This is a genomic window from Mycobacterium sp. GA-2829, assembly GCF_001499965.1.
In the GTDB taxonomy this organism is placed as follows: domain Bacteria; phylum Actinomycetota; class Actinomycetes; order Mycobacteriales; family Mycobacteriaceae; genus Mycobacterium.
The window spans coordinates 109783-129621 of record NZ_LQIT01000004.1 but is presented as its reverse complement, the minus strand read 5'-3'; the positions used below and the strand labels follow the sequence as shown (position 1 = coordinate 129621).

The 19839-nt window shown below is 68.0% G+C and carries 22 protein-coding genes; 12 read left to right on the top strand and 10 right to left on the bottom strand.

Annotation, left to right across the window (positions count from 1 at the left end; translation table 11 throughout):
* Positions 1–20 precede the first annotated feature (20 nt).
* From AU194_RS04090 to AU194_RS04080, 3 genes are read left to right on the top strand one after another with little or no spacing between them, the layout of a single operon-like run.
* Positions 21–1325, top strand: coding sequence for an NtaA/DmoA family FMN-dependent monooxygenase (locus AU194_RS04090; protein WP_059087950.1), 1305 nt, complete (start codon positions 21–23; stop codon positions 1323–1325).
* Complete coding sequence (locus AU194_RS04085; protein WP_059087949.1) at positions 1325–1726, top strand: hypothetical protein; 402 nt, start codon at positions 1325–1327, stop codon at positions 1724–1726. Before AU194_RS04090 ends, AU194_RS04085 begins: the two co-directional genes overlap by 1 nt.
* 28 nt (positions 1727–1754) lie before the next feature.
* Complete coding sequence (locus AU194_RS04080; RefSeq protein WP_059087948.1) at positions 1755–2252, top strand: Lrp/AsnC family transcriptional regulator; 498 nt, start codon at positions 1755–1757, stop codon at positions 2250–2252.
* Here AU194_RS04080 and AU194_RS04075 read toward each other — a convergent pair.
* Positions 2201–3688 carry an ADP-ribosylglycohydrolase family protein gene (locus AU194_RS04075; protein ID WP_059087947.1) on the bottom strand — a complete coding sequence of 496 codons (1488 nt, stop codon included), beginning with the start codon at positions 3686–3688 and terminating at the stop codon, positions 2201–2203. The two genes, AU194_RS04080 and AU194_RS04075, sit on opposite strands and share 52 nt — an antisense overlap.
* A gap of 68 nt (positions 3689–3756) precedes the next feature.
* Here AU194_RS04075 and AU194_RS04070 point away from each other — a divergent pair, with 68 nt between their 5' ends.
* The gene (locus AU194_RS04070; RefSeq protein WP_059087946.1) at positions 3757–4401 is read left to right on the top strand and encodes an NUDIX domain-containing protein; all 645 of its coding nucleotides are present in this window, start codon (positions 3757–3759) and stop codon (positions 4399–4401) included.
* A 51-nt stretch (positions 4402–4452) separates the two neighbouring features.
* Positions 4453–5592, top strand: a complete 1140-nt coding sequence (locus tag AU194_RS04065) for a hypothetical protein (protein ID WP_157575885.1) — start codon at positions 4453–4455, stop codon at positions 5590–5592.
* A gap of 17 nt (positions 5593–5609) precedes the next feature.
* On the opposite strand, the gene AU194_RS04060 is transcribed toward AU194_RS04065, so the two are convergent.
* The gene (locus AU194_RS04060) at positions 5610–7613 is read right to left on the bottom strand and encodes a universal stress protein (RefSeq protein ID WP_059087985.1); all 2004 of its coding nucleotides are present in this window, start codon (positions 7611–7613) and stop codon (positions 5610–5612) included.
* 78 nt (positions 7614–7691) lie between these two features.
* Between AU194_RS04060 and AU194_RS31625 the strand changes: the two genes are divergently transcribed.
* Both AU194_RS31625 and AU194_RS32455 read left to right on the top strand, forming a co-directional pair.
* A complete protein-coding gene (locus tag AU194_RS31625) occupies positions 7692–7985 on the top strand; it encodes a hypothetical protein (protein ID WP_157575884.1) in 294 nt (97 codons plus the stop codon).
* 261 nt (positions 7986–8246) lie between these two features.
* Positions 8247–9230 (top strand): hypothetical protein, encoded by a 984-nt coding sequence (locus AU194_RS32455; RefSeq protein WP_231743155.1) that lies wholly within the window; start codon positions 8247–8249, stop codon positions 9228–9230.
* A gap of 76 nt (positions 9231–9306) precedes the next feature.
* Here AU194_RS32455 and AU194_RS04050 read toward each other — a convergent pair whose 3' ends face one another.
* Entirely contained in the window at positions 9307–10716 is a 1410-nt protein-coding gene (locus AU194_RS04050) for a S1C family serine protease (RefSeq protein ID WP_059087944.1), read from the bottom strand.
* A gap of 144 nt (positions 10717–10860) precedes the next feature.
* Positions 10861–11730 carry a zinc-binding alcohol dehydrogenase family protein gene (locus tag AU194_RS04045; protein ID WP_231743154.1) on the bottom strand — a complete coding sequence of 290 codons (870 nt, stop codon included), beginning with the start codon at positions 11728–11730 and terminating at the stop codon, positions 10861–10863.
* A gap of 117 nt (positions 11731–11847) precedes the next feature.
* Here AU194_RS04045 and AU194_RS04040 point away from each other — a divergent pair, with 117 nt between their 5' ends.
* Positions 11848–12528: a DUF6766 family protein gene (locus AU194_RS04040; RefSeq protein ID WP_059087942.1), complete on the top strand. Its 681-nt coding sequence runs from the start codon at positions 11848–11850 to the stop codon at positions 12526–12528.
* A 1-nt stretch (position 12529) separates the two neighbouring features.
* Here AU194_RS04040 and AU194_RS04035 read toward each other — a convergent pair whose 3' ends face one another.
* From AU194_RS04035 to AU194_RS04015, 5 genes are read right to left on the bottom strand one after another with little or no spacing between them, the layout of a single operon-like run.
* Positions 12530–12943, bottom strand: coding sequence for a hypothetical protein (locus AU194_RS04035; RefSeq protein ID WP_059087941.1), 414 nt, complete (start codon positions 12941–12943; stop codon positions 12530–12532).
* A gap of 51 nt (positions 12944–12994) precedes the next feature.
* A complete protein-coding gene (locus AU194_RS04030; RefSeq protein ID WP_059087940.1) occupies positions 12995–13870 on the bottom strand; it encodes a DMT family transporter in 876 nt (291 codons plus the stop codon).
* The gene (locus tag AU194_RS04025; RefSeq protein ID WP_369804020.1) at positions 13871–14746 is read right to left on the bottom strand and encodes an SDR family oxidoreductase; all 876 of its coding nucleotides are present in this window, start codon (positions 14744–14746) and stop codon (positions 13871–13873) included.
* A gap of 60 nt (positions 14747–14806) precedes the next feature.
* Positions 14807–15778 carry a tripartite tricarboxylate transporter substrate binding protein gene (locus AU194_RS04020; RefSeq protein WP_231743153.1) on the bottom strand — a complete coding sequence of 324 codons (972 nt, stop codon included), beginning with the start codon at positions 15776–15778 and terminating at the stop codon, positions 14807–14809.
* Between the two features lie 56 nt (positions 15779–15834).
* On the bottom strand, positions 15835–16191 hold the full coding sequence (locus AU194_RS04015; protein ID WP_059087939.1) for a hypothetical protein: 357 nt from the start codon (positions 16189–16191) through the stop codon (positions 15835–15837).
* A 104-nt stretch (positions 16192–16295) separates the two neighbouring features.
* On the opposite strand from AU194_RS04015, the gene AU194_RS04010 reads away from it, so the two are divergent.
* A complete protein-coding gene (locus AU194_RS04010) occupies positions 16296–16844 on the top strand; it encodes a TetR/AcrR family transcriptional regulator (RefSeq protein WP_059087938.1) in 549 nt (182 codons plus the stop codon).
* Here AU194_RS04010 and AU194_RS04005 read toward each other — a convergent pair.
* On the bottom strand, positions 16841–17269 hold the full coding sequence (locus AU194_RS04005) for an Lrp/AsnC family transcriptional regulator (RefSeq protein WP_231743152.1): 429 nt from the start codon (positions 17267–17269) through the stop codon (positions 16841–16843). The two genes, AU194_RS04010 and AU194_RS04005, sit on opposite strands and share 4 nt — an antisense overlap.
* Before the next feature lie 182 nt (positions 17270–17451).
* Between AU194_RS04005 and AU194_RS04000 the strand changes: the two genes are divergently transcribed.
* Genes AU194_RS04000 through AU194_RS03990 form a run of 3 tightly spaced genes read left to right on the top strand, consistent with a single transcriptional unit; the run spans position 17452 to position 19826 of the window.
* Positions 17452–17718 carry a hypothetical protein gene (locus AU194_RS04000; RefSeq protein WP_059087936.1) on the top strand — a complete coding sequence of 89 codons (267 nt, stop codon included), beginning with the start codon at positions 17452–17454 and terminating at the stop codon, positions 17716–17718.
* Positions 17719–17733: 15 nt separating this feature from the next.
* Positions 17734–18831: a thiamine pyrophosphate-dependent dehydrogenase E1 component subunit alpha gene (locus AU194_RS03995; protein WP_059087935.1), complete on the top strand. Its 1098-nt coding sequence runs from the start codon at positions 17734–17736 to the stop codon at positions 18829–18831.
* Positions 18828–19826: an alpha-ketoacid dehydrogenase subunit beta gene (locus AU194_RS03990; protein WP_059087934.1), complete on the top strand. Its 999-nt coding sequence runs from the start codon at positions 18828–18830 to the stop codon at positions 19824–19826. The genes AU194_RS03995 and AU194_RS03990 overlap by 4 nt, the downstream gene beginning before the upstream one ends.
* Positions 19827–19839 lie beyond the last annotated feature (13 nt).

Below are 19839 nucleotides of genomic sequence, written 5' to 3'. Positions count from 1 at the left end.
CCTCGCCAGGAAGGTTCACATTGTCTGCCAACAAGTTTCACCTCGGATGGTTCTCCGGGTTCGTCGCCAACGATTTCACCGGGCCGTTCGCCCCGCCGGATGAGCCGTGGGACGGGAAGTTCTACGTCGAGATGGCGCAGGCGCTGGAGCGGGCGTGCTTCGACTACATCCTCTTCGAGGACACCGTCAGCGTCCCCGACGCGTACGGGCAGTCCTACGACGCCTACCTCAAGCACGCGCTGTGGGTGCCCAAACATGATCCGGTCCCGTTGGCCTCGATCATCGCCGCGGCGACCAGCCACATCGGGGTCATCGCCACGATGTCGACCGCGTTCTACCCGCCGTACATGCTCGCCCGCACGGTCGCCACCGTCGACCACATCGTCAAGGGTCGATTCGGCTGGAACATCGTGACCTCGGGTCAGGACCAGGCCGCGCGCAACTTCGGGATGGACCGCCTTCTGCCGCACGACAAGCGGTACGACGTCGCCCACGAATACGTCGACCTGGTACGCGATCTGTGGAACTCGTGGGACCCCGAGGCCATCGTCCGCGACCGCGAATCCGGTGCCTACATCGCCCCCGGCACCGTCCGGGCCGTCAACCACAACGGTGAGTACTTCCGCTCCGAGGGCCCGCTGACGACCGTGCATCCACCGCACGGGCAACCGGTCTTCGTGCAGGCCGGAGGATCTCCGAAAGGTCGCGATTTCGCGGCGAAGTACGCCGACTCGATCGTCGCCAATCCCGGTTCGGTGGAGAAGATGCGGGAGTTCCGCGACGATGTCCGCAGCCGGGCCAAGGCGCACGGCCGGGACCCCGACGAGATCAAGATCCTCTACATCATCATGCCCGTGCTCGGTGCGACGACAGAGGAAGCCGAGGCCGCGAACCTCCGAAACACGACCAACCCGAGAGCCATCGAGAACATCGTCGCTCAGATATCGTTCGTCACCGATATCGACTTCTCGCGGTTCCCGCTCGACGAGGTGCCGCCACAGGACCTCACCACCAACGGCGAACAGTCCTCCCTCGATACCTTCCTGCAGCGCGGCAGCGGAAAGACGTTGCGCGAGTTGGCGGTCGACTACCTGTCACCCGCGATCAGGCTGGTCGGCACCCCGGACGACGTGGCCGACCGCATGAGCGACATCATGGACGAGGTGGGCGGCGACGGTTATCTGCTCTACACCGGGTCGAACTCGGTGACCCGGCGGTTCATCGCCGAGATCACCGAAGGCCTCGTCCCCGCACTGCAACGCCGTGGGAGGACGCGAACCTCCTACTCGTCCGAGTATCTGCGCGACAACCTGCGCGAGTTCTGATGAGCGGCCCGCCGTCCTTCGTCGTCGTGGCGGCCACGTGCCGCCGCACGGCGGCGTTACCCAGGGGCCAGTTCGGGCACCAGCGGGAGCACGTGATCGTCGAGGACCGGTGTCGCGAGGCCACGGTGGTGTACGCGGCGGATCTCGGCCGGGCCCACTCCATGGCCAAGGCGGCGCGCAAGGCCGGCGGGGATTTCGTCCTCCTCGATCTGCACGTGGCGGTCGCCGAGTCGATGACCCACCTCCGGCATCTGTGCGCTGCGAAAGAGGCGCGAGAAGCGCACAGTAGGGCACAGAATCGACTGGTGTACTGCGGCACCGAGTCCGGACTGCGCTCCTACCTGGCGGATCTCGCCCGGCTGGGACTCGCGGACGGCGTGGTCGTATCGAGTGTTGGATAGGGGAGGGTCGCTATGGGGGGAGGGCACGATGGCCACAGGTGAGACCGACAGCGGGCACGACGCGCAATCCGCGGCGATCATCGGCATGCTCCGCGAGGACGGGCGCCGCTCGTATTCGTCGATCGCGAAGGAGGTGGGGCTGTCAGAAGCAGCGGTGCGTCAACGCGTCCAACGCCTGATCGAGCAGGGGCAGATGCAGATCGTGGCGATCACCATTCCGATCGAAGAGTTCAAACTCTCGTCGCTGCTGCAGATCCGCGTGAAGGGCAACCTTCGCGAGACGTCCGCCCAGATCGGGAAGATCCCAGAAGTCAGCTTCTGCGCGATCGTGTCCGGCGACTGCAACCTGGTGGCGGAGGTGATGTGCCGCGACGGGCAGCATCTCCTCACCGTGGTCCACGAATCGATCGAGTCGATCCCGTCGGTCGCCGAGGTACGGACGCTCGTGTACCTCGAGGTGGTGAAGCAGACCTATCAGTGGGGTACGTGGCCGCTGGCGGACCAGTTCTCCCGCGAGGAGACCTGACGGACGGGATGTAGGCGCGACATCGCTTGTCGGAACGCGTGGTTCGGGTAGGCGTCGGGCAGCAGGCGGCGGATGTCGTTGATCGCCTCGGCGATGCTGACGCCCCGTAGCCGCGCCCCGTACAGCGCACCGACCGCCGGTGTCCGGCTGTACGCGGCGACGCAGTGCACCAACACCGTTCGGCCCTGCCGTCGGAACGCCTCGACCGCGCGTACGGCGTCCAGCAGGACGAAATCGAGGTGCGGGTTCTCGTCGGCGTCGGTCCGGTCGATGAGCCGTACCTCCGCGTGCGGGATCCCATCCGGGACGTCCTCGTCGGCGACCCGGCACAAGGACACCACCGCGTCGACCTCCGTCGGCAGTCGGCGCAGGACGCCGACGCCGCCGAGCAGAACGTGGTCGTCGTACGGGTGGCGCATGACGGTGTCGATGGGGGAGCCCGGATACGTGTAGTCGAACGTGTCGCGTTGGCCGCGGCGATGGATCGCCGACGCGAGTGAAACGAGGCCGCGCGCCGTCAGCCCCGGCCATCCGTGCAGCAGCGCCCGCCACTGCACGGGCACCGCGGATGCGACGTACGCTGCCCCGAGTAACTCGCCCGCGATCGCGGCGACGGTGTCGGTGTCGTCGCCCGCCCGCACGGCCGCGTCGAGCGCCAGCCGTAAGTGGTCGGCGCGGAACACGCCGGCCGCCGGATCGTCCGTCGGCACGGCGGTGGTGCTGATCGCCGACCATGCCGCTTGCAGCGCCGCCACGACCCACCCGTTGTTGGCGAATGACGACGGTGTGCCCGCTTCGGCGGCGTCCATCCGCTGTGCCCACAGTGCTTGGCGTCCCTGGTCGATGCGGCGCAACCCGATCCGCACGTCGAGCGCACCGGTGAGGACGGCATGGCGGATGGCGCTGCACCACAGGACGCACGCGTCGCCGGCGTCCGGATCGGCGTGGGTGAGCTCGCTGAGGGCGCGGGCGGCTTCGACCATCGCGTCCTCGTCGTCGAGGTAGGCCAGGGCGACCGGGGCGGTGCGCATCAGGGAGCCGTTGCCCGCTGTGCGGCCGGTGCGCTCGTGCAGGCGCGCGGCCTCTGCGCGGGTGCGCGCGGTGGTGACCGGGCCACCCCGGGCGGCGGCGCTGAGCACTGACCGGGTCTGGATGCCGACGTCCTTGGCCGTGAGTGACCACTCGTGCCAGCGCGTGACGATCTGGTCCTGCGCCCCGGGTCCCCTCAGGTCGGCGCCGGTGGCCGCGACCTCGGCGATCGCGATGGCCATCGACGTGTCGTCGGTCCACTCGCCGGGCTCCCACACACCGCCGCCGACCATCGCGACGTCGAGGTGAGGCCCACGGGGAGGACCGAACTCGTATGGCGCGCCGAGGGCGTCACCGGCGGCGGTCCCCAATAGGACTCCTTCGATGCGATCGTGCAGTGATGCCATGACGTCCCCCGATCTCTATTTGCGCGATTCTGCGCTAATTCAGTGTGACTGTACGCTGGGGCACCGACATGGACAAGGACACGGGCGGTCGGCCGCTCACCGACTATCCGCGACCGTCGGTCGCGGTGGACACGGCGCTGCTCACGTTGGACGCGGAGAACGGGCTCGTCGTCTTGGAGGTGCGCCGGAACACCGGACGCGGGTGGGCGCTGCCGGGCACGTTCCTGCACGAGGGGGAGCGGTTGGCTGACGCGGTGGACCGGTCGCTGCGGGTGAAGGCCAATGTGGCGGGGCTGCGCCCGCGCCAGCTGCAGGTGTTCGACGACCCGGCGCGCGACGACCGTGGGTGGGTGCTGTCGGTGGCGCACGTCGCGGTGGTGCGGGCCGATGCGCTTGCGTCGCGGTTCGCCGATCGGACGCGCCTGGCGCCGGTGCTCAGCCCGGGGCGGTTGCCGTACGACCACGCCGACATCATCGGGCGGGCGATGGCGCACATTCGCGCTCGTTACGCCGATCACCCGGACCCGGACCGGCTGCTGGGGGAGGAGTTCACGCTGCGGGAGTTGCGGTTGGCGCACGAGGCGGTCCTCGGGGACGCGTTGCAGCGGGACACGTTTCGGCGGGCGATGGAACCGCATCTCGTGGCGACGGGTCGGATGACGGCGGGTGGGCGCGGGCGGCCGGCGGAGTTGTTTCGTCGCGCTGCGGGGTGAGGGCGCTCTTCGCCGTCGAAGTTGTCACCGGTGCTGAGTAGCGTCCGCGCCATGACCGACGGGCGAGCGCGACGGAAAGCCAAACAAGCGCGACGCGATGCGCGACGTAGGAGAGCGCGGGAGCGGCCTCCCGACGAGTCACCGCTGGTGAACTTGGTGCGTCCGATGCTGGCGCGGAAGCATCCTCTCGATCTCCTCGAATTCGTCAGCATGGTGATCGCGGAAACGACTCCGTCACCAATGATCCGGTTGAAGCGGCCGGAGTTCGAAGTGCGCTCGCTTGACGAGATCATTTCTGACCAGCGTGAAGTGCCCGGCCGGGAGGTAACCGCGTTCCTGGCCATCGTCGCCGAACTCGTTGTCGACGCCGAGTTGTCGGCGCAGTGTCGGCGCATGGTCGAGGCACGGGATGATCTGTTGCCCGCGTGGATCTCAGGGTTGTCGCGAATTCACGTGTATCGGACAGTGCGGTTGTCCCACGTCTTGGGTGATGTCAGCCAAGTGTTGATCGGAGCTCGCCTCGGTGGTGCGGAGATGACGTGCGTGGTCGACACCTACCACAACTCCGACTCGTGCGTCACTGGCGCGACGTTCGTCGAGGAAACGATCGAGCAGGTGCTGGAGCAGAGCCTTGATCGGGACATCCGTGTCTTCGAGATGGCATTGGCCGACGCTCGCGCATGGGTCCAGCAAGCGGTGAGCGGAACGCACGCCGCGCGTGGGGACGGTCCGTGGCCGGCCTGCCGGCCGCTCGTGCAGTGGCTGATCGGACACATGCCCGAAGGTGGCACCGGCTACCGGCCGTCGGCCTGGGAGTCTGCCGCCCGCGATGCCCTGCTCGACGAATTCTTCGCCTCGACTCACGGTGCGTACTTTGCGGATTCCGAGTACCGAGACATTCTGGAGGAGCTCATCGAGACGGGTGCCGGTGACCCGTTGCGGTGGAGCGCTCGGCGAGTCCGCTGGGCACTCGAGTATCCGCCGAGCGTCGGGTGCTGCGTCTCTGTCGAGTGCCTATTGGTTGTTCCAGACATGCTGCGAGCCTTCATCCCATTCGCGCACGCGAAGAGCGGAATTCGTGAGGGTTTGACCACAGAGGCGCTCGCTGTCATCGACCGAATGAGGCTCGCGTATGAGCAAGATGTATTGCGGGAGGCCGGTTATTACGATGCCGACGACGAGGGAGCCTGACCTCGCCGGGTCGCGCGTCAGCGCTCGCCCGGCACTGCCGACACCGAGAGCGCCGGTTCCCGCACCACACCGTTCGACGACTCCCGTTGCGGCACAACCAGCACCGGAGTGTCGGTATGCGCAATCACCGCCGCCGCCACACTGCCCTCGAAACGCCCCAGCAGTCCGCTGCGCCGATGCGGGCCAAGCACGATCATGCTCGCCTGGTGCTCATCGGCCGCCCGGACGATGCCCTTCCACGTCGGCGCGGCCTCGATCGCCTGATGCGACGCCGCGAACCCGGCCTCAGCCGCGAGTTCCGCTCCGTGAGCAGCGGTACGTTCGGCCGCGCGACGGACCTCGGGAGCCTTGTCGGCATCGAACCGCTCACCGCCGACGGGCGTGAACCCGACATCCACGGGCTGCCATACGCACACCACCAACGCCTCACGACCCGGAGGCAATTCGCTGGCGGCACGCTCGATTGCTCTTGTGGCCAAATCGGATCCGTCGTAGGCGATGACCACGGGTCCGGTGGCGCTGATCGGAACCGCACGTGTCGGCGTCGCGATCGCAGGTTCGGGCGTCGGCATCTCGCCGCGTAACCGCGCCAGCAGCGGCGGCGAGTACCAGGCCGGCGAGTCGCCGTCGATGAACCTATCCAGATTGGGTCGCTGCGGACGGGCCCCGCTGAGCGCGTACACCACAACCCCGAAGAGCGCCCCGACCACCGCGAGGCCGAACCCGATCCACAGCGCGATCGTCGTGCCCTCGACCAGGTCCTCCGACACCGTCGCCGCGAAGTACGCGAACACCGGCGCCACCAGGAACGCCGCGACCGCGCGCAACAACTCGATGATCGCGAACACCCGCTGCAGGCTGCTGGACTCCAACGAGAACCCGGCGACGAACAGCGCCGGGGCCACCGTCGCTCCGAGCGCCAGACCCGTCAACGCCGAACCCAGCAGCGCCAGTGGTTGATTGGCCGGTAGGGCGAGCAGGAACACCAGGATCCCGGCCGCCAGCAACGCCATGCCCACCAACGGGAGATAGTGCATGGCGCGGCGTGAGATGACGAATCCGAACACTACCGCCATCACGATGGCGCCACCGAGTTCGGGCAGGTAAAGCATGCCCACGTGCGCCGGGCTGAAAGATTCCAGGAACACGTTGGTGGTCAGCGCGGTCGCGGCCACCGACGCGGCGGCGGCGAACAACGCGACACCGACGCCGGCCACGGGGATCGAACTGGTGAGCATCGTCCGGATGGTGAGAAGCGGACGCCGCGCCCGGAATTGATACACGATCAGCGCGATGATGAGCGCGAGGCCGCCCAGCATCGGCAGCGTGACCGCCACGTCGCCGAACCCGTGCGTGGTGAGTTGGGAGGCGCCCACGAACGCCGCCGTACATCCGGCTGCGGCCAGCGCGATCGCATGAACGTCCCGCGGAGCGTCCCGGTCGGCCGGCGGGGCGTCATCGAAGGTCAAGGCGGCCAGCAGCAGCGCCAGCGTCGCGACGCCCGCGACGATCCAGAACAGCGGGCGCCACGCGTGCGCATCGGCCTGCACACCGCCGATGAACGGGCCCAGCGCGACCGCGCCGAACACGCACATGTTCATGATCACTGCGGTGTTGCGCAGCTTGTCACGGGGGAAACCGATGGTCAGCGGAGGTGCCGCCGCGATGAGCAACATGCTGGTCGACAGCCCCTGCAGCACGTGGCCCGCGATGAACATGCCGGCGTTCTGCGCAGCCGCGGCGATGATCGACCCGACAACGAGCACCACCGCGTAGAGCAGCAACATCCTGCGCTGGGGGAGGTGTTGGGCGAACTGGACGGCGAGCACCGTGCCGACCGCATAGGCGGCGTTACCCAGCCCCGAGCCCAGGCTCATCTGCTGGGCGGTCATGTGGAGTTGTTCGGAGATCACCGGCACCAGCGGATCCAGGGCCGCGGACAACGCCAGGTAGGGGATCAGCGCGAGTGTGACCATGGCGGCCACTGCCGGATAACGGCCGGCGAGAGGACCTTGACGCATCAGCACCCACCCAACCTGTGAGTTAGCTGGCAATTCAGTGCGGCGGTTGGGGCACCCGCCGCAGGCGGCATGGAAAGCATGAACAACTCCAACTTCGGCGAGGCGGGGGCCATTCCCGCGGGTCGGTTGGCGCGGCGTCAGCGCTCGAATCGAGTCCGAAACAGGTTGGGCCAGTGCACCTCTGACAAGGATGTGAACGTCGTCACAGCATCGTTGCTGGTCGGCGATGCATCAACCCTACCGGGTCGGATGATCATGGACGCGCTGAGCCATCATCGCGGCGACGCGGTCTACGCATTGTCCGCCTATGTAGCTATCGCCGTAGTCCGATTGCAGCGCGCGGTGATCTCGTCGGAGCCCACGATCGGGTGAAGCATGTCGGGAGATGGCGGGGATGGTGTGCCGTTTTCGTTCTTGCGCGCCGTACCTACACCAGGGCTGTTCGTGGAGCGGACGGCTGTGGATTCACAGCCCTGGTGTAGGTCGGGCGCACAGCGTTGCTCAGTGGAGTGCCTTCAAGAGCTAGTCGCGGCGTTTGAATCCGGCGACGTGACCGACTTGTCGGTGGCCTGTATCACACTCACACCAACCGGCGCGGGCGACCGGATCCGCGTCACACGGATTGGGGACGATATGGGTAACAGGGCGAACTTCATCGTCGTCGAGAACCAGGACTGGCGGCTGTATTACGCGCACTGGGCGGGTGGACGCATCCTCGACGCACTGGTCGGCGGGCCGGACCTGGCGCGGCGATACGTGCAGACGTTGCGGCCGTGTCCGAAGAACGAGTGGGTGGACCCCGTGTGGGCCGACGGCGGGGCGCTCATCGACTTCGATCGCGGGCGGGTGCTGTTCTTCGGCGACACCGTCATGGACGGTATGAACGAACGCCGGGCCGCGCTGGCCGTGCTCGGCGAGGTGTGGCCGGGCTTCGAGATCGGCTGGGCCTACGACGGCACTGTCGAACTGGCCGGCTACGTCGGCGCGGAGCTGCCGCCGTACCAGTGGGACAGGAAGCCGACCGTCCGGCTCGCGCGGGGACGCAACCATATGTGCCACTTGGTGTCCGTCGTCGGGGAGGACGGACAGCTGCGGATGTGGCCGCTGTGGTGGCACCTGAGCAAGGCCTGGCACGGCCCAGCGCTGATCGACATGCTTCCCGGTCGCGGTGTCACCACTTTGAAGCTGGGCAAGATCCCCGAAGGTGGGTGCCACATCGACATTCCCCGGAAACGGTTGGGCGCGTGGCAGACCGCCGACACGATGGGCTTCTTCCAGGCGCTGCCTGAGCTTTGGCCGGGCTGGCAGACGGAGTGCTGGGACGACCGCTACGACGAGCACGTACGCCACTGCAACGGCGCGCTGCGGCTTCCGGACCTGGACCTCGCCAGTGGCGCCGAGAACGTGCGGTCCTGGGTCGGCGAGCGGGTGTTCGAGAGTTTCGAGGACAGCCCGCAGGGTCACATCGTGAAGCTCGCCGGCATGTTGTCTCCGCTCGCACCCGGCTTCGAGGTCAGCAGTGACGCGGTTGCCGGAACGCCGGACCGACCCTCGCAGCAGGAGTGGGCGCGGTTCGAGGATGCGTGTGATCTGCTGGGGAGGCGTGAGGTGGCCTGACAGCCGAGTGCGTCGAGACTGCGGTGAGCGCGTCCTCCCACGTAAGAACGTGATCTCCCCGCAGTCTCGGCGACGCTCAGGGCTTCGTAGTGGGCTTGCCCGCGATCGGCTCGACGGTCAACGTCATCGACTTGCCCTCGCGCAGGATCTCGACCGGCGTGGGCTGGCCGATCTGCAACTGCCGCACCGCCACGACGAACGCGTCGAGATCGCCGACCTGCCGGTCGCCGATCTTCACGACGATGTCGCCGTCCTTGATCCCGGCCTTCTCCGCCGGCTCGCCCTGCTTGACCTCGGTGACCTTCGCCCCGGCCGCGGCCGTGTCGCTGACCGACTGCGCCGTCAAACCCAGTGTGGGATGGGCGATCACGCCGTTGCGCATGAGTGTCTCGGCCACATGTTTCATCTCGTTGACCGGGATCGCGAAGCCCAGGCCGCTCGCACTGTCCGACAACGACTTACCCGCGGCGTTGATCCCGATCACTTCGGCGTTCATGTTGATCAGCGGGCCACCGGAGTTGCCGTGGTTGATCGCCGCGTCGGTCTGCACCGCCGAGATCACGACGTCGTCGCCCGAGTCCGACTTCAACCGCACCGCGCGGTTGAGCGCGCTGATGATGCCTTGAGTATCGGTGCTGCGCAGCCCCAATGGCGCACCGGCGGCGATCACCTCCTGCCCGACCCGCAACTTGCTCGAATCACCCAGCCGCGCGACCGTCAGATGGTCGACATTGCTGACCTTCAGCACCGCCAGATCCGTCACGGGGTCCCGGCCGACCACATGCGCGGGCACCGTCTTGCCGTCATTGAAGATGACCGACAGCTTCCACTTCTTCGTGTCGCTCGCCGCCTCTTCCACCACGTGGTTGTTCGTGACGATGTAGCCGCGGCCGTCGACCACGACCCCCGACCCCTGCGAGCCGGACTGTTCGCTGATGGCCTCGATGGTCACCACCGAGTCGGCGACCGCGTCGGCGACCTTGGTGAACCGGCTGGCGGAGTCGTCGGCGGGCTCGGTGCTCGACACGTTGACCTTCGGCGTGGAGAACGCCGCGATGATCGTCGCGGTCCGGCTCCCCATCCATCCGCCGGCCATCCCCACCAGCAGCGCCAGCGCGATGATCAGCGCGAGCGCGGGCTTGGACACCTTCCCGCTGAACAGCAGATCGACCAGGCCGAGCTTCGGCCCGGGCGGGGCCGGATCCGCAGGCGCGGCCACCGGAGCGGGTGCCGGGGCCTCCTCTTCGACCTGCTCCGGCCACTCCGCGGCGTCGTCGTCCTCGGCCTTGGCGTGGCCGAAGACCTCATCGAGCACCGGAGCGGGGGACTGGTCGGTCGGGGTGTATTGCCCCTGGTCACGCCGGCGATCGGGCTTCGCGAAGGCGCCCTGGATGCCCTCCGGCCGGCCGAACGCCCGCTGCGTCGCCGGATCGACCGGATCACCGCCAGCGGGCCGTGCACCGCTGGGCTGGTTCGGCTCACTCACGCGCGCCTCGCTCCCTTCGCCCGATGTCGTCACCCACCATCATGCCGGGAGTGCCGAGCACCGCGGCTCGCACACGGCCATTGCGCGTGCAAGACGCCCCGCGAGCACACCGTAAGTGTTCCGCGAGCGCGGCGACGCCGGCACCTACGGCGCTACGCCGATCTTGACGTGCGGGCCGTCGGCCTGCGCCTGCCACGCCTTCTGCGCGTCCTCGAGCGAGTACCGCGTGGTCTCCACGGTGATGCGGCCCGCGGCGGCGTGGCTCGTCAGGTCCTCATACGCCTTACGCGTGATCTCGATCGGCAGGAAGTCGTTGAAATGCCCGATGTGAGTGCGGCCCATCATCCCGGGGAACGGCACCGCAGGCGCGCCCCCGGCGCCCTGCCCGACGGTGATCAGCGTTGCGCCCACCGCCGACGCCTCGAGCGCGGCCAGGAAGGGATCCCCGTAGACCATGTCGATGACCACGTCGTAGCCGGCGTCGGCTTGCGATCCGAGCGCCTTTGCGTCGTCATCGCCGCCCAACTGGACGATCGCGTCGGCGCCCAGGCGGCGGGTGCGGTCGAGCGCCTCCCGGTTCCGGCCCGCGGCGACGATCTTGCCCGCGCCGAGGATCTTCGCCGCCTGCACCGCGATGTGGCCCACGACGCCGGTAGCGCCGAGGACGAGCACGGACTTGTCGACCACCGAGGCGTGGTGGGTCAGGGGCAGCCACGCGGCCAGCCCCGCGATGCCCAGTGCGACGGCCATGTCGTCGTCGACGCCGTCGGGCACGGGGTAGACCCTGTCCGGGTCGACCCGCGTGCGCTGGGCCCACGAGCCGAACGGCGACGGCGGGGAGTCGAAGTACACGCGCGCCCCGTCGGCGTTGCGCCCGACGCCCTCCTTTCCGACGATCTTCGGTACTTCGGGCTCGCCCATCGCCCCGGAGGCGAGCGCCAGGTCCACGGGGTTGCACCCGGCGAGGGTGACGGTGACGACGTCACCGCGATCGGGCTCGTCGACGTCCTTCACCTGAGGCGTTCCTCCGGCCGCTTCCAGAACCGCCGCGCGCATTGAGTCCTCCGATCGTCGGGTGTACACGCGGACCTACCCGGGACCGGATGATCGAAACGGCGCGATACTGAGCCGGTGACCGCCGAACCATCGCGCAACTGGCTTCGTGACAACGGCCTGCTGCTGGCCTGCCTCGGACTGTTCGCGGTGTTCTTTGCGGGGATGATCGTCTCCGGAGCCGCCACCTACAACCAGGAACAGCACGATCACGGCTCACACGAGACGATTTCCGTTGTCGCCTACCTGACGACGGGTGACTTCCTCGAGGCGACCTTCGAGAACTGGGAATCCGAATTCCTCCAGATGGGGATGTACGTCGTGCTGACGGCGTTCCTGTATCAACGAGGTTCCTCGGAATCCAAACCGACCGGCAAACCGGCGCCGCAGGATGCCGATCCACATCGTGCGAACATCAAGGACACCACGCCGTGGCCCGTCCGCCGGGGTGGCTGGGCGTTGTGGGTCTACGAAAACTCCTTGGCCATCGCCTTTTTCGTGCTCTTCTTCGCCTCGTGGGCCTTGCACGCCGTCGGCGGCGTCGCCGCGTACAACGAGGAGGGCGCCCAGCACGGCCAGGATCCGATTTCGCTGTGGCGGTATGTGACGACCTCGCAGTTCTGGTTCGAGTCCATGCAGAACTGGCAGAGCGAGTTCATCGCGGTGGCCGCGATCGTCGGCCTGTCGATCTTCCTGCGCCAACGCGGATCAGCGGAGTCCAAGCCCGTGGCCGATCCGCACCGCGAGACCAGCGCGTGAATCAGTCGGTCTTGCGGCCGCGCTTCTTCTGCGTCTTACCCTTGTCCTGATCGGCATTCTCACGCGGCGTGAGGCCGGTGATCCGCCCGAAGGTACTCACGCCCGGCAGGTCGCCCACCACCCGGAATGCCGCATCGCGTTGTGCGGCAAGCGCTTCCAGTTGCGGCAGGATGCGGTCCATGGTCTGCAACGTAGGGTCGGCCAGCGCCATGTAGCGCTCGACGCGGTCCAGGGTCTTGTTGAGCCGTTCGGTCGCCGCGGCGAGGTTCTCGAGCAAACCGGGGAGCTGCGCGACGATCTGCGCCGAGGCGGCCGGGACGCGCAACGCCCCCGTCGCGGCATCCTGGGCGGCCTGCAGCGCGGCCTGCGCGGCGGCGCGGACGTCGTTCGGCTGCTGTTTCTTCGGATCGGCCATATCTCAACTGTGCCCCACTTCGGGCCGAATTCCACCTGCAAAACTCAAGCGTTACCGGATAGCCACCGGCGACCTGGCCCGCACCGCCACCAATCCGCCTCCGATCACGAGCGCCATCCCGAGGTACATGTACAGCGTCGGCGGGTGGTGCCAGACGATCCAATCGATCAGCGCCGTGAACACGATGACCGAATAGATGAACGGTCCGACCTTCTCCGCCGACGCGTACCGGTACGCCACCACGATGAGCATCTGCGAGAACAGCTGCGCGAAACCCAGCGCGATCAACCACACCCACGCCCGCGGCGGGAACGCCCGCCAGTCGACGGCGGCGATCGGGATGGACAACACCGTCGACAGCGCGAAGTAGTAGAACAGCACCCGGGGCATCGGTTCGGTCGCACCGAGCCAGCGCACCGACATCATCGCGATCGCCAGGAGCACCGCGCCGGCGAGAGCCGACACCTCCCCGATGTGGAACATGCGGGCCTGCGGCTGCAGAACCAGGACGACGCCGGCGAAACCGATCCCCGCACCGACCCACGTCGCCCGCGCCACCGGTTGCCGCGTCACCACCCACGCCACCAACGGCATCCACAGCGGCGCGGTGTAGGTCAGCAGCGTCGCGTTGGCCAGCGGGATCTGGGTGATCGCGAAGAACAGCGCGTACCAGCACGCGGTGCCGGCGACCGCGCGGGTGACGTGGAGGCCGATCTTTTTGGTGCGCAACGACGCCCAGCCGTCGCGCAGCACCACCGGCGCGATGAACAACAGGCAGATCAGGTTCTGGAACAGCAACAGCACCCCGGTCGAGGTGTACTGACCCGACACCTTCGCCAGCGTCCCGACCAGCGCCACGCAGAAGAAGGCCGCCGTGGTGAGCGCCGCGCCGAGGGTAAGGTTCTCGGGCCGGTGACCGACGGTCACTCAGTGCCTCGCAGCGACTTCGAGTGCATTCCGGTTCATCCGCGCGGTCTCGCGTTCCAGAATGGTGTTGAGCGCGCGCGGTGCGACGACGTCGAGCGCCCGCAGCGCCAACGCCTTCCGCGGCGCGATGCGCACCGGCCGGGTGCGAGCCGCGGTGACCATCCAGTCGGCGGCCTCCTCGGCGGACAGCGCTGCGACACCCGAATATGCCTGTGTCGGTGCGATCATCGGCGTGGCCACCAGCGGGTAGTACACGGTCGTCGAGTGCACGCCCGACCAACCCCACTCGGTGTCGATCACCCGGCTGACCGCGCTCAACGCGGCCTTGGAGGCGTTGTAGGCCGCGAACATCGGCGAGGACTCCGGCAGCACCCGCCACGTCGCGACGTTGATGATGTGGCCGTCGCCGCGCTCGATCATGCCCGGTGCCAGCCCGCGGATGAGCCGCAGCGGCGCGTAGTAGTTGAGTTGCATGACCCGCTCGACGTCATGCCACCGTTCCAGTGAGTCGCCCAGCGGCCTGCGGATCGAACGCGCGGCATTGTTGATCAGGACATCAACGGGGCCAACGGTTTTCGTCAGTGCGTCGACCTCGTCCAGGTTCGCCAGGTTGGCGGGGCAGGCCGTTGCGGCGCCACCGGCGGCGCGGATGCGCGAGACCAGCTCCGCGAGCAACGTCTCGCGCCGCGCCACCGCGATCACGAACGCGCCCTGCGCGGCGAGCTTCTCCGCGGCCGCGGCGCCGATCCCCGACGACGCGCCCGTCAGCAGGATCCGCTTACCCCGCAGGTCGACCGGGTCACGAGCGGGCCATCGGGGGAGGGGACGCATCCCGGCCAGCCGCAGCGCTCTCTTGATGCTCGTCACCGGCGCCACCCCCCGTCCGCTGACAATGTAGAGCTCAACGGAACGCGGCGTCGCAGAATCAGCAAATGATCAGGGGCCGGCTTCCGCGAGTGCGGTCTTGACGTCTTCCTGTGTCTCCGCCAGGAAGGTCTCGAACTCCGCGCCCGTCTGGAACGTGGTGGTGAACTGCTTCTGCGCGGCGATCTGCTGCCAGGTCGGGGACGCGACCATCTCGCCGAGCACCTTCTGCCAGTAGGCGACCGCGACCCCCGGCATGTCCGGCGGACCGTAGAGACCGCGCCAGTTGGCCAGCGTCACGTCGAGACCCTGCTCGCGGGCGGTCGGGACGTCGAAGCCGGGCAGTCGGTTCTCGGACAGGACCGCGAGCGCGGCGAATTCGCCGGCCTTCACGTCGTCGACGACCTCGCTGACACCGGTGATCGCCACCGGGATCTCGCCCGCGCGCAGTGCGACCTCCTGGTCGCCACCGCCCTCGAAGGGGATGTAGTTGACGGTCGACGGGTCGCCACCCGCGGCCGCCACCAGGAGATCGAACGGGGCCTGGTCGTCGGTGGCGGCTCCGATCGGCAGGGCGGGGTCGGCCTTGATCGCCGCCATCACGTCACCGATGGTCTTGTACGGGCTGTCGGGTGCGGTGACGACGACGTAGTACTCGGTGATGAGGCGCGCGATCATCGTGACGTCGGTGTAGCCATACGGCGACAGTCCGCGCAGTTCGTTCATCATCATCGACAGCGAGGTGACCGACACCTGGTCGTCCCTGCCGCGATACTGCTCGACCATCGTCGCGAGGAACACCGCGCCGATGCCGCCCGGCCGGTTCTCCACCGGCAGCGGCACATCGACGAGGTGCTCCTTCTGCAGGGCGTCCACGACCGCGCGGATCGTGATGTCGAATCCGCTGCCGGGGTTCGAACCCGCCGTCATCGTCACCGGTCCCGACGGGTATTCGGTTGCGGCGTCGGCGGTTTGCGACTCTCCGCAGCCGGCCAGGACGAAGCAGGCGGCCAGGACGGCGCCGCACAGGGCACGAATCTTCACCGGGAAAGCTGTACACGCATATGGCGTCGCGCGGGGCCGATTCGGCCGTTGTGTGATCAGGCGGCGCGGCGCTCGGACTGTGCGAGGACCGGCTCGGGCGCGTCGTCGGTTTCTGGCGCACCGCGGTAGTGCGTCAGGTACGCGTCGATCTGATCGCGCTTCAGCGGCGTTGCGAAGATGTTGATGCCGGGGATGTCGATGCCACTGTCGTTGACCTTGGCGCGCATGCGGGCGCCCATGGGGAACAGCACCACGGCTGCGGCGAAGGCCGCGATCACGGCGATGCCGAACACGCCCGTGAGCGAACCGTCTGCGGTCAGTGCGTAGACGAACAGCCCCAAGGCGACGAAGCCCACGAGGAAGGACAGATAGGCCAGCAAGGTGACTGTCTCGGCCCGCAACTTCTTGAACACGTTCTCTCCACCTCTCACTACAAAACGCTACGCGTATCGTATCGCTACGGATAGTGTAGCGTTTTTCAAGCGGCGGATATTCCGCCGCAGGTGGGAGAGCGCGAATGGTGCAGCGACGGGATGTCGACGCCGGCATCGCGGAGGCGACCCTGGAGCTGTTGCGGACGAAGGGGCCGAGGTCGGTGACCGTCGAGGCCGTCACCGCACTCTCGGGCATCGCGAAGACGACGATCTACCGCCGGCACAGCGACCGCCGCGACATGCTGTCGGTCGCACTGTCGCGGGTGACCGCCCCGGAACCGTTGGCCCCCGACACCGACGCGCCCGACCGGCTGCGCTGGATCATCCGCGAAGCGGTCCGCGCGATCGAGGACGGGATCGGCAACGGCGGCTTCGCGGCCCTGCTCACCGATGACGACCCCGAGTTCACGGCGGTGTTCCGCCGCATCCTCGTCGATCAGCGGTCGGAAATCGAGGCGGTGATCGACGCGGGCAAGGCCGACGGATCGTTCCGCGCCGACCTCGACGGCGCGGAGTTGATCGACGCGGTGGTCGGTGCGCACATCACCGAACGTGCCCGCACGGGTGCGTGGGCCGAAGACTGGGAGCCGAGACTGTTCGACCTCTTCTGGCCCACGGTGAGGGCAGGCTAGGCACGACTCCAGGAGTTGAGCACCACCAGCGTCTTCGTGCCCGTCACTCTTCCGTTGGTGCGCAACAGATTCACGACGCGCTGAAGATCGTGGATGTTCACCGCCCGCACCCGGATGATCGCATCCGGGTCTCCGGCGAGTGTGAGGACCTCGGTCACCTCCGGCACGCCTTCCGCGATGGCCAGGATCATCTCGAGATCGAGGTTGCCCGCGACCCGCAGTTCGACGACCGCCTCGAGCTCGCCGTCCATGGCCGTGTTGATCCGCGCTGAGTAGCCGGTGATGACCCCGGTCTGCTCGAGCCGGTCGATGCGCCGCTTCACTGGCGCGACGGTCAGCCCGATCCGGCGGGCGATGTCGCGCACCGTGCGGCGGCCGTCTTCGCGGAGCAGGCGGATGATCTCCCGATCGATCTCGTCGAGCACTCGCTCACGATGCACTAAACAGCGCATTGCTGCAACGAAGTACGCGCAAAAGGTGCGACGTAGTTGTTGGAAGTTGCGCCTCAGGTCCCAATCGCTATTCGGATATTGCTCACCGTTTCGGCGGCACCCTAGCGTCATCTCCCAAGTCCGGCGTCGGCCGGCCACTCCAGGGAGGTGTCTCGATGCCGGAACAACAGCTCGCCATCGTGACCGGCCCCGGGCGCGCGGTGCCCGCCCGGCTGACCGGCATGGTCCTGCCCCTGGACATCGAGATCATCCACATGACGTTCGCGCACCCACCGCAGTCCGACCGCTGGGACGTCCGGCTCACCGTCCGGGTGCCCACGCGCGAACGCCTCGACTTGTTGATCGCCCGGCTCAACCGCCTGATCGACGTGATCGAGGTCAGCGCAACGCAATCCGCGTGCTGTCTGGCGCACGCACTCTGAGACGGAAGGCAGGACATGACGGATCTGGTCGACGCGCCGATGGTGGATACGGCGTTCAATTCGCCTTGGCAGGTGCTCGACGCCGACGGCGCCCTCCACGACCACGCGCACACCACCGCCGGCCGCTGTCGCGCCTTCTACCGCGACATGGTGCTCGCCCGGCGACTCGACCAGGAGGCCTATCACCTGCAGCGGCAGGGTGAGCTCGGTCTGTGGCTCTCATGTCGCGGGCAGGAAGCCGCGCAGGTCGGCAGCATCCGTGCGGTGCGCCCCAGCGATCACGTGTTCCCGTCCTACCGCGAACAGGCCGCCGCCCTCTGCCGCGGCCTCGGACCCGCCGAACTGCTCACCCAATGGCGAGGGACCGCACACGGCGGGTGGGATCCGCAACCGTATCGGTTTCACATCTCGTCGCTCGTGTTGAGCACGCAACTGTTGCACGCCACCGGATATGCGCTCGGTGTCGCCGCCGACCGGCGTAAGGACCCCACGCTCGACGAGATCGTGCTCTGCTACTTCGGCGACGGATCTGCCAGCCAGGGCGATGCCAGCGAAGCGCTCAACTGGGCTGCGGTGACCAATGCGCCGATCCTGTTCTTCTGCCAGAACAACCAGTGGGCGATCTCCACCCCCTCGGCCGCCCAGAGCCGAACCCCCTTGCACGTCAGGGCAGCCGGCTTCGGGTTGCGCACCACTCTGGTCGACGGCAACGACGTCGTCGCCGTCCATGCGGCCACCGCCGCGGCCGCCGACCGCATCCGTGCCGGCGGGCCGCCCGAGCTGATCGAGGCCGTCACCTACCGCATGGCCGGGCATTCGACGTCCGATGACCCCACCCGCTACCGCAGCGCAGACGACGTCGCGGTCTGGGAGGCGCGCGACCCACTGGTCCGGGTGCGGCGCCTGCTGGACGCGCAGGGCTGGGCCGACGAGGCGTTCCACACCGCGCTCGAGGAGGAGGCCACCGTGCTGGCCGAAACCACCCGCACCGCGTGCCGAAGCCTCGACGCACCCGCGCTGGAGGACACCTTCCTCAACACCTTCGTCCGCGAGACCGCGGCCCTGCGTGCCGAACGCGAGCAATACACGACGTGGAGGAATTCGTTCGCATGACCACCGCCGTTCCCGAGACCCTGTCCCTGGGCGCCGCCCTGAACGCCGGCCTGCGCCAAGCCATGCGCGACGACGAGTCAGTGGTCCTGATCGGTGAGGACATCGGTGCGCTCGGCGGCGTCTTCCGGGTCACCGAGGGACTGCAGACCGAATTCGGCGCCGACCGCGTGATCGACTCTCTGCTCGCCGAATCCGGCATCGTGGGGACGGCCATCGGCATGGCGTTGCGTGGCTACCGTCCGGTGTGCGAGATCCAGTTCGACGGGTTCATCTACCCGGCCTTCGACCAGATCGTGTCCCAATTGGCGAAACTGCGCGCCCGATCCGGTGGCCGGCTCACCGTGCCGGTGACCATCCGCGTCCCGTGCGGCGGTGGGATCGGCGCCGTCGAACACCACAGCGAATCCAACGAGGCCTACTTCTGCCACACCGCGGGTCTGCGGGTCGTGGCGTGTGCGAGCCCCGGTGACGCGCACACGATGATCCAGCAGGCCATCGCCTGCGACGATCCCGTGATCTTCTTCGAGCCGAAACGACGCTACTGGGACAAGGCGCCCGTCGCATTGGAAGCCGTTGCGACGGAGGAACTCCCGATGGACCGCGCCCGCGTCGTGCGCGCCGGGACGGACTGCACGGTGGTCGCCTACGGCCCGACGGTGCGGGTGGCGCTCGACGCGGCCACCGTCGCCGAAGCCGAGGGCAGGTCGCTGGAGGTGCTCGATCTGCGGTCGCTGTCGCCGCTCGACCTCGAGACGATCACCACCTCGGTCGCCAAGACCGGGCGGTTGGTCGTCGTCCACGAGGCGCCCACCTTCGTCGGGCTCGGCGCCGAGATCGCAGCATCGGTCACCGAACGGTGCTTCTCGGTGCTCGAGGCGCCCGTGCAGCGCGTCGGCGGCTGGAACATCCCCTACCCGCCGGCGCGCATCGAAGAGGCCTACTTGCCCGACCTCGACCGGGTGCTCGACGCAGTCGACGCCACCTACCAGTACTGACCAGCGAAGGATC

Excerpts from the sequence above, each read along its gene's own strand:
- AU194_RS04085 (WP_059087949.1), top strand. The coding sequence starts at position 1,325 with ATGAGCGGCCCGCCGTCCTTCGTCGTCGTGGCGGCCACGTGCCGCCGC.
- AU194_RS04080 (WP_059087948.1), top strand. The coding sequence starts at position 1,755 with ATGGCCACAGGTGAGACCGACAGCGGGCACGACGCGCAATCCGCGGCG.
- AU194_RS04075 (WP_059087947.1), bottom strand. The coding sequence starts at position 3,688 with ATGGCATCACTGCACGATCGCATCGAAGGAGTCCTATTGGGGACCGCC.
- AU194_RS04070 (WP_059087946.1), top strand. The coding sequence starts at position 3,757 with ATGGACAAGGACACGGGCGGTCGGCCGCTCACCGACTATCCGCGACCG.
- AU194_RS04065 (WP_157575885.1), top strand. The coding sequence starts at position 4,453 with ATGACCGACGGGCGAGCGCGACGGAAAGCCAAACAAGCGCGACGCGAT.
- AU194_RS04060 (WP_059087985.1), bottom strand. The coding sequence starts at position 7,613 with ATGCGTCAAGGTCCTCTCGCCGGCCGTTATCCGGCAGTGGCCGCCATG.
- AU194_RS31625 (WP_157575884.1), top strand. The coding sequence starts at position 7,692 with ATGAACAACTCCAACTTCGGCGAGGCGGGGGCCATTCCCGCGGGTCGG.
- AU194_RS32455 (WP_231743155.1), top strand. The coding sequence starts at position 8,247 with ATGGGTAACAGGGCGAACTTCATCGTCGTCGAGAACCAGGACTGGCGG.
- AU194_RS04035 (WP_059087941.1), bottom strand. The coding sequence starts at position 12,943 with ATGGCCGATCCGAAGAAACAGCAGCCGAACGACGTCCGCGCCGCCGCG.
- AU194_RS04010 (WP_059087938.1), top strand. The coding sequence starts at position 16,296 with ATGGTGCAGCGACGGGATGTCGACGCCGGCATCGCGGAGGCGACCCTG.
- AU194_RS04000 (WP_059087936.1), top strand. The coding sequence starts at position 17,452 with ATGCCGGAACAACAGCTCGCCATCGTGACCGGCCCCGGGCGCGCGGTG.
- AU194_RS03995 (WP_059087935.1), top strand. The coding sequence starts at position 17,734 with ATGACGGATCTGGTCGACGCGCCGATGGTGGATACGGCGTTCAATTCG.
- AU194_RS03990 (WP_059087934.1), top strand. The coding sequence starts at position 18,828 with ATGACCACCGCCGTTCCCGAGACCCTGTCCCTGGGCGCCGCCCTGAAC.